The sequence below is a fragment of the Amycolatopsis sp. NPDC047767 genome (genome assembly GCF_040704195.1).
Classification (GTDB): Bacteria; Actinomycetota; Actinomycetes; order Mycobacteriales; family Pseudonocardiaceae; genus Amycolatopsis.
This window is the reverse complement of the sequence record NZ_JBEYSJ010000040.1, coordinates 17,002-31,446: the sequence shown is the minus strand read 5'-3', so window position 1 is coordinate 31,446 and position 14,445 is coordinate 17,002. Positions and strand designations below refer to the sequence as shown.

General features: G+C 68.9%; 14 protein-coding genes. 1 reads left to right on the top strand and 13 read right to left on the bottom strand.

Features of this window, described 5'->3' with window-relative positions:
• Positions 1-5: 5 nt before the first annotated feature.
• From AB0878_RS42285 to prmC, 10 genes are all read right to left on the bottom strand, one after another.
• On the bottom strand, positions 6-554 hold the full coding sequence (locus tag AB0878_RS42285; protein ID WP_366587557.1) for a F0F1 ATP synthase subunit B: 549 nt from the start codon (positions 552-554) through the stop codon (positions 6-8).
• A gap of 40 nt (positions 555-594) precedes the next feature.
• Positions 595-849, bottom strand: coding sequence for an ATP F0F1 synthase subunit C (locus AB0878_RS42280; protein ID WP_366587555.1), 255 nt, complete (start codon positions 847-849; stop codon positions 595-597).
• Positions 850-907: 58 nt separating this feature from the next.
• Entirely contained in the window at positions 908-1,705 is a 798-nt protein-coding gene (atpB, locus tag AB0878_RS42275) for a F0F1 ATP synthase subunit A (protein ID WP_366587552.1), read from the bottom strand.
• 522 nt (positions 1,706-2,227) lie between these two features.
• Positions 2,228-2,677 (bottom strand): hypothetical protein, encoded by a 450-nt coding sequence (locus AB0878_RS42270; RefSeq protein ID WP_366587550.1) that lies wholly within the window; start codon positions 2,675-2,677, stop codon positions 2,228-2,230.
• A gap of 219 nt (positions 2,678-2,896) precedes the next feature.
• On the bottom strand, positions 2,897-3,265 hold the full coding sequence (locus AB0878_RS42265) for a hypothetical protein (protein ID WP_366587548.1): 369 nt from the start codon (positions 3,263-3,265) through the stop codon (positions 2,897-2,899).
• Positions 3,266-3,478: 213 nt separating this feature from the next.
• Entirely contained in the window at positions 3,479-4,636 is a 1,158-nt protein-coding gene (locus AB0878_RS42260; RefSeq protein WP_364056465.1) for an MraY family glycosyltransferase, read from the bottom strand.
• Positions 4,637-4,743: 107 nt separating this feature from the next.
• Positions 4,744-5,394 (bottom strand): L-threonylcarbamoyladenylate synthase, encoded by a 651-nt coding sequence (locus tag AB0878_RS42255; RefSeq protein WP_366587546.1) that lies wholly within the window; start codon positions 5,392-5,394, stop codon positions 4,744-4,746.
• A gap of 64 nt (positions 5,395-5,458) precedes the next feature.
• Complete coding sequence (locus tag AB0878_RS42250) at positions 5,459-7,465, bottom strand: M6 family metalloprotease domain-containing protein (protein WP_366587543.1); 2,007 nt, start codon at positions 7,463-7,465, stop codon at positions 5,459-5,461.
• Between the two features lie 199 nt (positions 7,466-7,664).
• Positions 7,665-8,057: a VOC family protein gene (locus AB0878_RS42245; RefSeq protein ID WP_366587540.1), complete on the bottom strand. Its 393-nt coding sequence runs from the start codon at positions 8,055-8,057 to the stop codon at positions 7,665-7,667.
• Between the two features lie 41 nt (positions 8,058-8,098).
• Complete coding sequence (prmC, locus tag AB0878_RS42240) at positions 8,099-8,965, bottom strand: peptide chain release factor N(5)-glutamine methyltransferase (RefSeq protein WP_366587538.1); 867 nt, start codon at positions 8,963-8,965, stop codon at positions 8,099-8,101.
• A gap of 153 nt (positions 8,966-9,118) precedes the next feature.
• Here prmC and AB0878_RS42235 point away from each other — a divergent pair, with 153 nt between their 5' ends.
• Positions 9,119-10,561: a hypothetical protein gene (locus AB0878_RS42235; protein ID WP_366587536.1), complete on the top strand. Its 1,443-nt coding sequence runs from the start codon at positions 9,119-9,121 to the stop codon at positions 10,559-10,561.
• Positions 10,562-10,576: 15 nt separating this feature from the next.
• Here the strand turns inward: AB0878_RS42235 and prfA are convergent, their stop codons facing one another.
• The 3 genes from prfA to rho form a co-directional block, all read right to left on the bottom strand.
• The gene (prfA, locus tag AB0878_RS42230; protein ID WP_366587533.1) at positions 10,577-11,647 is read right to left on the bottom strand and encodes a peptide chain release factor 1; all 1,071 of its coding nucleotides are present in this window, start codon (positions 11,645-11,647) and stop codon (positions 10,577-10,579) included.
• A gap of 102 nt (positions 11,648-11,749) precedes the next feature.
• Positions 11,750-11,974 (bottom strand): 50S ribosomal protein L31, encoded by a 225-nt coding sequence (gene rpmE, locus AB0878_RS42225; RefSeq protein ID WP_220243829.1) that lies wholly within the window; start codon positions 11,972-11,974, stop codon positions 11,750-11,752.
• Positions 11,975-12,192: 218 nt separating this feature from the next.
• A complete protein-coding gene (gene rho / locus AB0878_RS42220) occupies positions 12,193-14,217 on the bottom strand; it encodes a transcription termination factor Rho (RefSeq protein ID WP_366587531.1) in 2,025 nt (674 codons plus the stop codon).
• Positions 14,218-14,445 lie beyond the last annotated feature (228 nt).

Below are 14,445 nucleotides of genomic sequence, written 5' to 3'. Positions count from 1 at the left end.
CTGGTCTACTTCCCCGCTCCGTTGGTGGCGGTCTCCAGTTCCGACAGGAACCGGTCGACGGTGCCGCGGCGGCGCACCTCGTCCTCGAGCGACTCGCCGACGATGCGGCTCGCCAGCTCCACCGCGTTGCGGCCCATGTCGGCCCGCAGCTCGGCGATGATCTGCGCCTTCTGGGCCTGCAGCTGGGCCTGCCCCTGCGCGACGATCCGCTGGGACTCCGACTCGGCCTCGGCCCGCAGCTCCGCCTTGATCTGCTCGGCTTCGAGCCGCGCGTCGTCGCGGATCTTCGCGGCCTCGGACCGGGCCTCGGCCAGCTGCGCCTTGTACTCGGCCAGCGCTTCTTCGGCTTCGGCCTGGGCCTTCTCGGCCTTCTCGATGCCGCCTTCGATCTTCTGCGCCCGCTCCTCGTACGCAGTCTCGAAACGCGGGACGACGTACTTCTTGAGGATGAACAGCAGGATCAGGAAGGCGACGATGCCGAGGATCAGCTCCGGGATGTCCGGGATGATCGGGTTGGAGCCCTCGGCTGCCAACACCAACTCAGTCTTCAGCACAGCGTCTCCTTTGGATGAGAGATGAGCAGTTCACTCAGCTCTAGGCGGAGGCGATGAAGTAGATGACGATACCGATCAGGGCGAGCACCTCGGTGAGCACGAAGGTCGAGAAGCCGATGCCCTGCAGCTTGCCCTGGGCCTCCGGCTGACGCGCGGTGCCGTTGATGACCGCGGCGAAGATCAGGCCGATACCGATGCCCGGGCCGATCGCGCCCAGGCCGTAGCCGATTGCGGCGAGGCCCTTGTTGAGGTTCACGGTCTCGGCGGCGGCCTGGGCCAGAACGATGTTGCTCACGTGCGTTTCCCTTCACTTCGGTCCGCGCACTCACGCGGATCGGGGGCTTGTGTGTTTCTCAGTGCTCCGACGCCAGCGCGGCGCCGATGTACCCGGCCGACAGCAGGGCGAAGATGTAGGCCTGCAGCACCTGGATGAAGGCCTCGAGGAAAGTCATCAGGATTGCCAGGACCCAGCCCAGGATCGACACCGGCTTGAGCGCCCAGCTCGAGGTCTCCGTGAGCAGGAAGGTGCCGCCCAGGGTGAACACGATGATGATCAGGTGGCCGGCGAACATCGCGGCGAAAACACGGATGGCCAGCGTGAGCGGCGTGATGAAGAACTTCTGAAAGAACTCGATCAGGCCGTAGAGCGGAAGCACGAACTTCGGGATCCCGGCCGGCGTCAACTGGTTCTTCAGGTACCCGCCGAGGCCGAACTTCTTGATGCCCACGTAGTGGTAGACCGGGTAGACCACCAGCAGCGACATGGCGAGCGGGAAGCCGATCCGCGCCATGGTCGGGAACTGGAAGAACGGAATGATCCCGAAGAGGTTGTTCAGCAAGATGAAGGTGAACAACGCGAGAACCAACGGGATGAACGGCTTGAACTCTTTCGAGCCGATCTGCTGCCGCGTGATGTTGTTGCGGCTGAAGTCATAGAGGGACTCTGCGATGAACTGGCCCTTGGTGGGCACGATCTTCAGCTTGCGCGAAGCCACCAAGAAGTAGCTGGCGACGATGACCACAGCGATGATCACCAGCAGCTTCGGTTTGTTCAAGCCCCAATCGCCAGACCCCAAAAACGGCGGCAGCTCGAAGGCATCAGTACCAGGGGGCGTGAAAGTCGCACCCTCGGTCAGTACCAGCGCGATCACTGCGCTCCTCCCGGTTCTCCCGGCCGGCGTTCACTCCGCCGGGGGAATCGTCACGATCTGGACTTAACGTACCCGATGCACACGAGCACGCTGGAGGCGGCCGGACCCACCGCGCAGTGAATGATTCTCATGCCCTGCACAGAGGTTGGCTCGCAAGAGCACTGCCCTGCAATCCACTTCGGACCAGCGGGCTGAGGAGGCGGAACCACCGGGCGCCACACTGCTGGTCGCGGTTCGTTTGAGGGAGTGCGCGGGCGAGGCCGCCACCCTTGACGCGGACCCTACCAGCAGGTCAATCGGTGCCGTACACGCGTACTTCATACCAACCGATCAGCTCAGGACTTAGGTCCCGAGTCCATCCGGGACCCAAGTCCGGGACGCGCGCGACCGGTTTCACGACACCACAGGTGGAGGCCTTGCCCGATCGCGGCGAGCACCCGGAAGTCGGACTATGTGTTTCAGGTCACACCCGGTTGCCGCAGCGCGCTCTCACTACGAGTAGCCGAGGGTCCCCAGCACCGGTCAGGACGGGAGGATCGTCGGGATCTTGGTCTTGCGGAAGGCCGCGAACTCGGCCGCGGCGGACAGCAGGATGGCCACGATCATGGTGAGTCCCAGCGACAACGGGTGCAGCGCGGTCACGCCCTTCAGCAGCGAAAGCGCCGCGAACAACACCACGACCTTCACGACGTACCCACCGAGCGCGATGACCATGACGAACATCGGGTCCTGGCCCGCGCTGAAGCGCATCAGCCCCAGCGTCGACAGCATCGCCAGCATCGCGAGCGCCGCGCCGACCAGCGACCCCAGGAATCCGTGCAGGCCGAACACGATGCTGAACACCACGATGCACACGAGCAACGCCGGCGGCGTGACCAGCAGTGAAGCCCTCGTCATCGCGCGAGCAGCCTGCAGCACCACCTTGGCGTGCGGGTTCTCCGTCGCTTCGGTCGAGGTTTCGGTTTCGCTCACAGCTGGGCTCCCTACTCGGTTCGGCATCGAGTGTAGAGAACCTGGTGGAGGGCTTCCTGAACCCCCGGCTCGCGGCTTGGTCGCGCATACAGCTGCCCGAGTTCGCGCAAGCGCGAACCCGGGCAGCGGAATTCATTTCGACGACCGGATGATCCGTCACGGAATTGGCAGGTAGCTATTCACCCGATCAGCCTGGCGGTACATTTTGTGGAAAGCGATTCACGCAGGCCACGTTTGACCCGGATTGGTGCACGTCTGACCGTTCCAGTCCAAGCTGTACGTGGTGGTGACACTGACCTTGACCGTCTGGCCCGGGCCGACACACGCAATGGTGTTGTTGACGAGTACGAAGCGGGCCAGAACTTGGACCGACCGACCGTCGTTCGTGCAGTGGTGATAATACCGGCTCCAGTCCGCCCCGGTCGCCCCACAGCCGTGACCGGCAGATGAGGTCCAGTTGACGGCACCGCCATCGATCCTCGCAGGTCCCGGTACCGTCGACGTGGCGGCGGAGCTGACGCCGGGAACAGCCGTCATCATCGCGCCGGCAGCAAGCAGACCCAGCGCAGCCTTGGACATCGTCTTCATTTCGATTTCCCCTCCCCATTCGACAACCGAAATGAGGCGAAAAGAGCAGAACCAAAACACGCCGAAGGCGCCAATAAACGCCTGCGGACTCCCCAGTCCCCCTCTAACCCCTCACATCGAAGATTAGCCGCCGAAAGTGATCATGGTCAACACTTCGCGGGCTTTCACCCGATCGAGGAGTCATTCCTGAAAAGCGAAACCAATTCGCGAAATTCAGCCCGCGGAACGGTGCCGCGCCCTCAACCGGGGCACCAGGGACACCAGTACGGCCACCACGAGACCCGCCCCGATGACCCAGAACACGGCCGTGTCGTCGAACAACGTCACCGACACGGCGCCGAAGGCCAGGATGCCGGCCCACAAGTAGATGAGCAGGACGGCGCGGCGCTGGGAGTGGCCGATCTCGAGCAGGCGGTGGTGGAGGTGCATCTTGTCGGCCGCGAAGGGGCTTTCGCCGCGGCGGGTGCGGCGGATGACGGCCATCACGAGGTCCAGGACGGGCACGAAGAGCACCGCCACGACCACGACCAACGGCGACAGCAGGGCGAGCGCGTCGGAAGCCGAGAAGCGCGTGTAGCTGACGCGGCCGCTCGCGGACGTGGTCGCGCCGGCGAGCATGAGGCCGATCATCATGGAGCCGGAGTCGCCCATGAAGATCTTGGCAGGTTGGAAGTTGTACGGCAGGAAGCCCAGACACGCGCCGGCCAGCGTCGCGGCGATCAGGGCGGGTGGGTAGGTGCCGAAGTCGCCGCCGGTGCTGTCGAGCAGGCCGAGGGAGAAGGCGCAGGTGGCCGTCGCGGCGATGAAGCCGAGGCCGCCGGCGAGGCCGTCGAGGCCGTCGACGAAGTTCATCGCGTTGACCATCACCACGACCATCACGACGGTCAGCAGCGCGCCCTGGTTCTTGTCCAGCACGAGAACCGAGCCGAACGAGTCGCCGGTGCCGCCCCACGGCACCCAGAACGACACCCACTGCACGCCGAACAGCACGAGGATCCCGGCGCACATCACCTGGCCGGCGAGCTTCGTCCACGCGTCGAGCTCGAACCGGTCGTCCAGTGCGCCGATGAGGGAGATGACGCCGGCCGCAAGCAGCACGCCGACGGAGTCGAGCGAGGCGTCGAACCCGTGGCTCAGCGCGGGCAGCTGGTGCGCCAGGCCCATCGCCGCGGCCACGCCCAGGTAGATGCCGACACCGCCCATGCGCGGAATCGGTGTCACGTGGACGTCGCGGGCGCGCGGGTTGGCGATCGCGCCGATGCGGATCGCGACGCGGCGGACGACGCCGGTGAGCAGATAGGTCACCGCCGTCGCGGTCAGCGCGACGAGGAGGTACTCCCGGATGGGGAGAAGTCCTTGCACAGGGGGCATGACCGCGTCACGCCTGCCGGGGGGTCCGAGTCACCGCGTCACGCTACCGCGACCGGGTGTCACGCCGTTCAACGGAGCCTCCCGTCCGCGGGGCCACTGTGGACCGCTCAGGCGAGCGACTCGACGGGCACGCCCATGACCTCGGCGATCGCCGCGCGCGTGACCGCGCCTTCGCGCAGCACCACCGGATTCTCACCCGTGAGGTCCACGATCGACGACGCCACGGCCTCGCCGCTCGAACCGCCGTCGAGGTACACCGACACCGAGTCGCCCAGCTGGTCCTGCGCCTCGGCCGCGGTGGACGCCGGCGGGCGGCCGGAGACGTTGGCGCTCGACACGGCCATCGGGCCGACGTCGCGCAGCAGCTCCAGCGCCACGGGGTGCAGCGGCATCCGCAGCATCACCGTGCCGCGCGACTGCCCGAGGTCCCACTGCAGGCTCGGCGCGTGCGGGAGCACGATCGACAGGTCGCCCGGCCAGAACGCCTCCACGAGCGCCCGTGCCTGCGGCGGCAGGCCGAGCACCAGACCGTCCACTGTGGACCACGAACCGACGAGCACGCCCACGGGCATGTCCGGGCCGCGGTTCTTCGCACGCAGCAACGCCTGCACGGCGCCCGCGTCGAAGGCGTCGGCACCGATGCCGTAGACGGTGTCGGTCGGCAGGACCACCAGCCGGCTCGACCTCACCGCCGACGCCGCGGCGGCCAGCCCTTCGGCCCGGGATTCGCGCTTGCTGCAGTCGTACACCGCACTCATGCCGCGAAGCCTAGCCCTCGTCCCCGGCACCCGAATGCGGTGGTCAGGTGCCGGGGACGCGGGGTCAGAACCCGATGGCCGTGCAGGTGGTGGTGCTCGTCTTCGCGGGATCGCTCACCGACGTGGCCGTGAGCTTGACCCGCGCCGTGTACGGCGCGCCAGGTTCCCGTTTCGCGTAGGCGGCGATCTGGGCGGTCTGCCCGAACTTCGCCGTCGCCAGCTCGTTGGGCAGCCGGACCTCCCAGCCCTTCGCGTCGGTACTCGCGCTCAGCCGGTAGGTGTCGCTGTCGTACGGTGCCTTCGCCCCGCGCGCGGAGCCGGTGTTGAGCAACCGGAAGTCGCACGTGGCGAGCCCGCCCTCGGTGAAGGCGGGCAGCGCCGGCCACAGGTGCGCACCGCGCGCCTGCGGGCCCGAACCGTCGAGCGAGGCGACGGTGACCGTGTACGACAGCACACCGCGGCGGTCCCGTGCGAGGTCGGTGACCAGGAAGTGCAGCCGGTTGGCCTCGTCGGTGTACTCGTACGCGCCCGAGGCGCCCGTGCCGGCCTTGAACGCCGCGTCGTTGAGCTGCCGGTAGTCGCCGACGGTGATCTTCACCGGCGTGCCGTCCGGCTTCACGTAGTCGGTGAGACCGATGTCCTGCGGGTTCGCGTCGACGACCCACTCGAACGGCGCCGCGTCGCGGTTCTTCGTCTTGGTCAGCAGCACGCCGGAGTCGGGCAGGAACGAGTCCGCGCCCATCCGGTCGACGACCTCGAGCGTGTAGTTGTCGTAGCCGCCGCCGTCGCACAGCGGGTCGGTGTTGCGGTCGCACTTGGGCGACTTGTCGCCGCCCGGCAGCGCGATGTTCAGCCCCGTGTACGCACCCGGTTCCGGAGCTGACTCCCGCGCGGTGATCCGAGCCGTGACAGGGCCGGTCTCGGCGAGCTGGTCGCGGTCGAGTTGCAGCACGTCGGCCGGGTCGACGATGCCGAGCTTGACCTTGTTGCGCAGCATGTGGTGCGCGCCCATCGAGCCGCCGTCGGTCGCCGGGATCTGCCAGCGCGTGTGCGGGCCGCCAGGGCCGTTGAAGCTGCCGCGCGACAGCATTTCCCACGGGCCGCTGTAGTCACGCTGGCGCGGCACGCTGAACGGGTTGTTGTAGTTGTCGCCGATGCCCAGGATGTGGCTGAACTCGTGGGCGTAGGTGCCCTGACCGGACGATTCGGCCTGCGTGGACGAACCGCTCTGCGCGTTGGGCCAGATGCTCGACGCCGAGGCCCACGACGTCCACGGGACGTAGCGCGTGTCGGCCCAGTTGGGCAGGGTCTCGTCGCCGGGCGGGCCGAACTCGTCCGGCACCGCGTCCTGGGTGCCGAACTTCATCTCGCCGAACTCCTGCCACGTCGAGCTCTCGTCCTGGCCCGCGGAGAGGAAGAAGACGAAGTCGAACTGGTCGGCCAGCGCACCGACGTCGGCCTTCCACGCGGCGCGCGCGTCGGTTCGCAGGTCGCGGTCGCACGTCGAGCCCTGCGGGCACGCGTTGTCCTGGAACTCCATGCCGTACTCGAAGGACTTGCCCGGCATGCGGTAGGGCCCGAACGCGGTGAGGTCCACACCGAACCGGCCGCCGGAGTCCTCCATCCAGTACTCGTTGATGGTGTGGCCGTGGTTGAGGGTTTCCGGCTTGTTGAGGAAGTCCTGGTAGTACTGCGCCACGTCCTCGCGGGCGAGGTTGCCGGCCGACGGGCCGGGGTTGCCGAACACGGTCGAGTGCGGCGGCTTCGTGACCACGAAGTCCTCGTCCGGGTAGTCCGCGAGCACGACGGCGCCCTTGAACGTGCGCTCGGTGGGTTCGAGCGACGGGTCGGCCCAGTTCGTACCGGGGACCTTGCGGTAGTCGTTCCACGTCATGGCCGCTTGGTCGACCCAGTGCGCCGAGTCGAGCGGCGCGGGCCAGCCGCGGGTGAACGTGTCGGCGTTCGCCGTGCCGGCGGTCAGCCCGGGCAGCAACGCGACGGCCGCGACCACCGCGGCCACCTTGGAGACGCGCCTCGTCGTGCGCCGGGCAGGGATCCAGGAGGGTCTCATCCACACTCCCCTTCACGATCGGGCCGCCCCGGGGCGGGCGGGCCCGAAGATCGACGGTATTCAGTCGACCGCGAATCGTTAGGGTTGCGAACGAAATCCGCCCCATTGCCTCACGACGAAAGTCGGACAGAGGTGCCGTACCGGCCGAACGTGTCGTTCGAACGGCAGACGGGGACGAGCCGGGCGTGGTCCGGCCGGTTCAGCCTGGGGCCTCCACCGCGTCGACCCGGCGGCGGAGCAGGCAGAACTCGTTGCCCTCCGGGTCGGCCAGCACGTGCCACGACTCCTCGCCCGTCTGGCCGACGTCGGCGAAACGGGCGCCCGCGGCGAGCAACCGCTCGAGTTCCGCGTCCTGGTCGCGGTCGGTCGGGTTGACGTCGAGGTGCAGCGGCAGTTTCCCGTGCTTCGGCTCATCGGTGCGACTGAACACGAGCGTCGGCAGCGGGCCCCCAAAGCCGCCGGGCGGGCCGATCTCCAGATCGCCGTCGTCCTCCCAGCCGAGTTCGACGTAGCCGAGGACCTCGCACCAGAAGTCCCCCAGGCGCTGGGGGTCGGCGCAGTCGATGACGAGTTCGGTGATCCGGCAGGCCATGCGCGAGAGACTACGGCGAACCGCGCCGGTTCCGCCCGGTTTCAGCCCAGACGGCGGGCGGTGACGTAACGGGCCCGGCCCGTGAAGTCGGGGTGGTCCTCGACCGCGGTGAGCACGCGGCGCGCCCGCACGAGCGCCGGGACGGCCGACCCGTGGGTGTCGTCGTGCTCGATGGCCAGGCCGCCGCCGGGACGCAGCAGGCGGGCGCCGGCCGCGATGGCGTGGCGGATCACCGCGAGGCCGCTCTCCTCGGCGAACACCGCGCGCGCCGGGTCGTGCTCGGCGACCTCCGGGGGCACGGGCGTGCCCTCGGGGACGTACGGCGGGTTGCAGACCACCAGGTCGACGAGGCCGTCGAGCTCGGCGAACATCGTCGGGTCGGCGATGTCGCCCGAGTAGAGGCGCACGGGGGTGTCGCCGGCGTCGGAGTGCACGTCGGCGTTGTGCCGGGCCCACGCGAGCGCCTGCGGGTCGACGTCCACGGCGTACACGACGGCGTCCGGCCGCTCGTGCGCCAGCGCCAGGGCCAGCGCGGCGGACCCTGTGCACAGGTCGACCACCACGGGGAACTCGCGCCCGTGGAGGAACTTCAGGCCCCAGTCCAGCAGCAGCTCGGTCTCCGGCCGCGGCACGAACACGCCGGGGCCCACGTTCACCGTGATGTTGCCCAGCGCGGCCCACCCGGTGAGGTACTGCAGCGGGATCCGCTTGGCGCGCTGCGCCACCAGCTGCCCGATCGCCTCGATCACCGGCGGGTCGACCAGCGGCACCATCGGCAAGCGCCCGCGATCGACCCCGAGCACGTGCGCGGCGATCAGGTCCGCGTCCGTCCGCGGTGACTCCACGCCCGCCTCGGTGAGGATCCGGGTGGCCTCCATGATGGCCAGGCGCAGCGGCTGCCGATTCACAAGTCGTCCTTCACGTCGTCGAGCCTGGTGTCCAGGGTATCGAGAGTGCGGCCGCCGGGGGCCGCGCCGGGCCGAACCGAACGGTGGGCCCCCATCGGGCGGCCGGGGCGGAGCCCCGAACCGTCACGGAACGGCACAACCTACACTCAGCCGGTGCGTTCCAGGGAACTCCGCTTCGGTCTCGCAGTCTTCCTCGCGTCACTGGCCCTCCTGCTGGTCCGTTTCCTGGTCCCCCGGCCGATCGGCATGGCGGACAACGGCGACGGCTGGCGCTTGCTCTGCAAGCTCGGCGGCAAGCAGCTCGACCGCCCCTCCGAAGGCTTCGTCCGGTTCAGCTACGGCACCGGCGTGCCGTGCACGAGCGACTACGTCTCCAGCCAGACCTGGCTCGACTGGCTCGCGAACAAGATCGGCCACGTGCTCGGCACGGACGCGATCCTCAACCTGCTGGTGCTCGGCGTGGGCACGTGCGTGCTCGTCGCCGTCGCCATCACGGCCACGGTGCTCGGGCTCGACCTCGGCCGCCGCGGCCGGATCGTCGCCACGGTGCTCCTGCTGCTCGTGATGGGCGACTCGGCGTTCTTCGGCTACTTCGCCTCCAGCCTCAGCGAAGGCGCCGCGTTCCTCGGCATGCTGCTGATCGCCGGCGGGCTGCTGCTCATGCATCGGCAGCGCAACTGGCGCTACGCGGGCGCGGTGATCACCGTCCTCGGTGGACTGATCGGCATCAACGCGAAGTCGCAGACGCTGCTGCTCATCCCCGTCTTCGTGCTCGCGGTACTGCTCGTGAAGCCCAAGGACGCGCGCGGCAAGGCTCGCTGGGCGCTGCCGCTCGCGGTGCTCGTGCTCGTGGGCGGCGGGACGCTCGCCGTGCAGTCGCACGGCGACCCGGCCAACGCGGAATACCGCGAGGCCAACATGTACAACGCCATCTTCGACTCCATTGTGGACGGCAAGCACGACACGAACGCCGACCTGGCGGCGCTCGGGCTGCCGCAGTCGTTCGCGAAGTACATCGGCACCGGGTGGTGGAGCCCCGGCGCCGCGTGGACCGACCCGCTCTACCCGCAGTACCGCGACAAGATCAGCCGCCGCAACGTGCTCGCGTACTACGAGTCGCACCCCGTGCGCGTCGCGCAGATCCTGCAGCAAGGCGGCGTGAACACGCTCACCGCGCGTCCGGACAACCTCGGCAGCTTCGGTGAGCTCTCCGGACAGCCGCGGCTGTCGAAGGAGTACCGCGTGCCGGTGTTCTCCGGGCTCGCCGCGCTGGCCGCGCCCGCGGGGCTGTTCGTGCTGATTCCCCTGTGGCTGCTGATGATCTGGGCGGCGGTGCGCGCTTTCCGGCGCGGGCGGCGCGAGTACGGCCTCGTGGTGCTGATGCTGACGTTCTTCGCCGTCGGGCAGCTCGGGCTGTCCGCGCTCGGTGAAGGCGTGGAAGGTGTGAAGCACCAGCTGCTCACGCTGTTCCCGACCGTGCTGGCGCTCGCGTTCGCGATCCTCAGCCTGCTGCCGCGCGCCGAAGAGCCGCCGAAGCCGCAGATGGAGCGCGAAGACGACGAACCGCTGACCGAGGAGATCGCGGCCGTCGTCTGAGGCGGCCGGCCGGGCTCAGCCGGACTGCGCGGCCAGGCGCTCCTCGCGGTCGGCAGTCGCCAGGGCGTCCAGGACGCCGTCGAGGTCGCCGTCGAGGACCTGGTCGAGGTTGTAGGCCTTGTAGTTCACCCGGTGGTCCGAGATGCGGTTCTCGGGGAAGTTGTACGTGCGCACGCGCTCGGAGCGGTCGACGGTGCGGACCTGCGAGCGGCGGGCGTCCGAGGCCTTCGCGGCGGCCTCTTCCTCGGCGATGGCCTGCAGGCGGGCCTGCAGCACCTGCAGCGCGCGGGCGCGGTTCTGGATCTGGGACTTCTCGTTCTGGCACGAGACGACGATGCCGGTCGGCAGGTGCGTGATGCGCACGGCCGAGTCGGTGGTGTTCACGCTCTGGCCGCCGGGGCCCGACGAGCGGAAGACGTCGATGCGCAGGTCGTTCGGGTCGATTTCGACCTCGACCTCTTCGGGCTCGGGGTAGATCAGCACGCCGGCGGCGGACGTGTGGATGCGGCCCTGCGACTCGGTCGCCGGCACGCGCTGCACGCGGTGCACACCGCCCTCGAACTTCAGGCGCGACCAGACGCCGTCCACGTCGGCCGTCTTGCTCTTGATCGACAGCGTGACGTCCTTGAAGCCGCCCAGGTCGGAGTCGGTGGAGTCGAGGACCTCGGCCTTCCAGCCGTGGCGCTCGGCGTAGCGCAGGTACATGCGCAGCAGGTCGCCCGCGAACAGGGCGGACTCCTCGCCGCCTTCGCCGGACTTGACCTCCATGACCACGTCGGAGCCGTCGTACGGGTCGCGCGGCAGCAGCAGCTCCGTGAGGCGGGACTCGAGGTCGGGGATCTTCGCGGCCAGCTCGTCGGCCTCCTCCGCGAACGCCGCGTCCTCGGCCGCCAGCTCCCTGGCCGCGGCGAGGTCGTCGCGCGTCTGGTCGAGCTCCCGCACTGCGCGCACGACGGGGCTCAGCTCCGCGTAGCGGCGGCCCAGCTTGCGGGCCTTGGCCTGGTCGGCGTGCACGGCCGGGTCCGCCAGCTGCTCTTCCAGCTGGGCGTGCTCCGCGAGCAACCCCTTGAGCGAAGTCGAATCCACTTCCGCGCCTTCTTCCCGGCCTAGTACCACCAACGACAGAATTTCACCGACGGACAGCAAACGGCGCCCACTCGCACGTGCGAGTGGGCGCCGTGGGCGAAGCTACTTGGCGTCGTTCTTCTGCCGCTTGCCGTAGCGCTTCTCGAAGCGCGCAACCCGGCCACCGGTGTCCATGATCTTCTGCTTGCCGGTGTAGAACGGGTGGCAGTTCGAGCAGATCTCGACGTGGATCGCGCCCGAGTCCTTGGTGCTGCGGGTGGTGAAGCTGTTCCCGCAGTTACAGGTGACCTGAGTCGTCACGTACTCAGGGTGAATACCGCTCTTCATGGTGTCCTCTCTCGTTGGCCCCGGGTCCCCAGGATCGGGGTGAACCGGTGCCGGACTTCAGCGGGTCATTGTGCCAGACAGGCTGACGGTGAGTTCAACCAACCCTCCTGGCCTGGTATTCCTCGGCTCCGGCGCCGTCGGCCCCCAACGCCGTGAAGGGCACCTTCCGGGAACGGATTCGCGGAAGGTGCCCTTCACGGACGGTGAAGCGGTGGAGCTCAGTCCTCGTCGTTCGCGCCGAGGGCCGTCTTCGAGACCTGCATGAGGAACTCGATGTTGGTCTTCGTCTTGCGCAGGCGCGAGATCAGCAGGTCGATGGCCTGCTGCGAGTCCAGCGCGTGGAGCACGCGGTGCAGCTTGTGCGTGACGGCGAGCTCGTCCGGCGAGAGCAGCAGCTCTTCCTTGCGGGTGCCGGACGGGTTGACGTCGACCGCCGGGAACACGCGGCGCTCGGAGATCTTGCGGTCGAGCTTGAGCTCCGCGTTGCCGGTGCCCTTGAACTCTTCGAAGATCACCGTGTCCATCGTGGAGCCCGTCTCCACCATCGCCGTGGCGAAGATGGTGAGCGAGCCGCCGTTCTCGATGTTGCGCGCGGCACCCAGGAAACGCTTCGGCGGGTACAGCGCGGTCGAGTCGACACCACCGGACAGGATCCGGCCCGACGCGGGAGCGGCCAGGTTGTAGGCGCGGCCGAGGCGGGTGATCGAGTCGAGCAGCACCACCACGTCGTGGCCCATCTCGACCAGGCGCTTGGCGCGCTCGATCGAGAGCTCCGCGACCGAGGTGTGGTCGGCCGGCGGGCGGTCGAAGGTCGAGGCGATGACCTCGCCCTTCACGGACCGCTGCATGTCCGTGACCTCTTCCGGCCGCTCGTCGACCAGCACGACCATGAGGTGGCACTCGGGGTTGTTCGTGGTGATCGCGTTGGCGATGTCCTGCATGATCGTGGTCTTACCGGCCTTCGGCGGCGACACGATCAGGGCACGCTGCCCCTTGCCGACCGGCATGATCAGGTCGATCACGCGGGTGGTGAGCTTGTGCGACTCGGTCTCGAGGCGCAGGCGCTCGTTCGGGTAGAGCGGCGTCAGCTTGGTGAAGTCGGGGCGGCGCTTGGCCTCGTCCGGCTCCAGGCCGTTGATCGAGTCGACGCGCACCAGCGGGTTGAACTTCTGCCGCTGCTGCTCGCCGTCCCGCGGCTGGCGGACGACACCGGTGATGGCGTCACCGCGGCGCAGGCCGTACTTGCGGACCAGCGAGAGCGACACGTACACGTCGTTCGGCCCGGCGAGGTAGCCCGAGGTGCGCACGAACGCGTAGTTGTCGAGCACGTCCAGGATGCCGGCGACCGGCAGCAGGACGTCGTCCTCGCGGATCTCGGTGTCCGGCGAACCGCCTTCGGCGCGCCCGCCCCCGCTCCCCCGGCGACGGCGGTCGCGGAAGCGACGGCCGCGACGGCCGCCCTCTTCGTCGTCCTCCGGGCCCTGCGAACGGTTGTCCTGCTGGCCGCGGTTGCCACCGTCCTGCTGGTTGTTGCGCTGGCGGTTGTCGCGGTTGTCCCGGTTGTCCGAGCCACCGCGGTTGTTGTCGCGGCCACCCTGACGCTCGGCGCGGTCACCACGGTCGGCACGGTCGCCCCGCTGCTCGCGGTCGCCCCGCTGGCCACCGTCACGCTGCTGGCCGCCGTCACGCTGCTCGCGCGGCTCACGCTGGCCGTCGGGCGCGCCCGCGGCCCGGTTCGAGCCGCGGCGGCGACGGCTGCGGCCGCCTTCCTCCTGCTGCCCGTCGGAGTTCTGCTGGCCGCCATGGTCATTCTGCGCGGGCTTCTCGGCCGGCGCCTCGGCCACGGGAGCCGAACCGTTGGTCTCGGCCTGCGGAGCCGGCGCCGCCTCGGCAGCCGGGGTCTCCTCGCGCTTCTTCTCGGCCCGGGCCGGCTCTTCGGTCTTCGCGGCCTTCGAGGCCTTGGGAGCCGGAGCGTCGCCGACGCCGTCGAGCGGGAGAGTCTCCGCCGTGGCGGTGCGCTTCTTGGTCTTGCCCTGCCGCTCGCGGATCGCGGCGATCAGGTCACCCTTGCGCATCCCCGTGGTCTCGCCCACACCCAGTTCGCCCGCCAGCTGGCGGAGCTCGGCGATGACCATCCCCGACAGGCCCCCGGTGCGGCGCTTCGGAGCGGCCGCGGCCCCATTCGTCTCAGCGGCCGCGGCGGGGGTCTCCACGTCGCCGCTCAACAGATCGGTGTTGCTCACACATGTCCTTCCTGACCGATCCACGCCTCCAGGTGGATCAGCGGACTGCCGCCGATCGCGTCTGATCGCGAAACGGCATTTGCTTCCGATGCGGGCGAGTCGCGCCTAGCCGTGCGGAACACAGCGAGAGCGTCGCCAGCACAGGGGTGTTTGCCTCCCCCAAACGGAGGAAACGGAATTCGGCACCGCGCCGAAACCGGAAACCCGCCTGCGTCCCTCCGCGTCCCG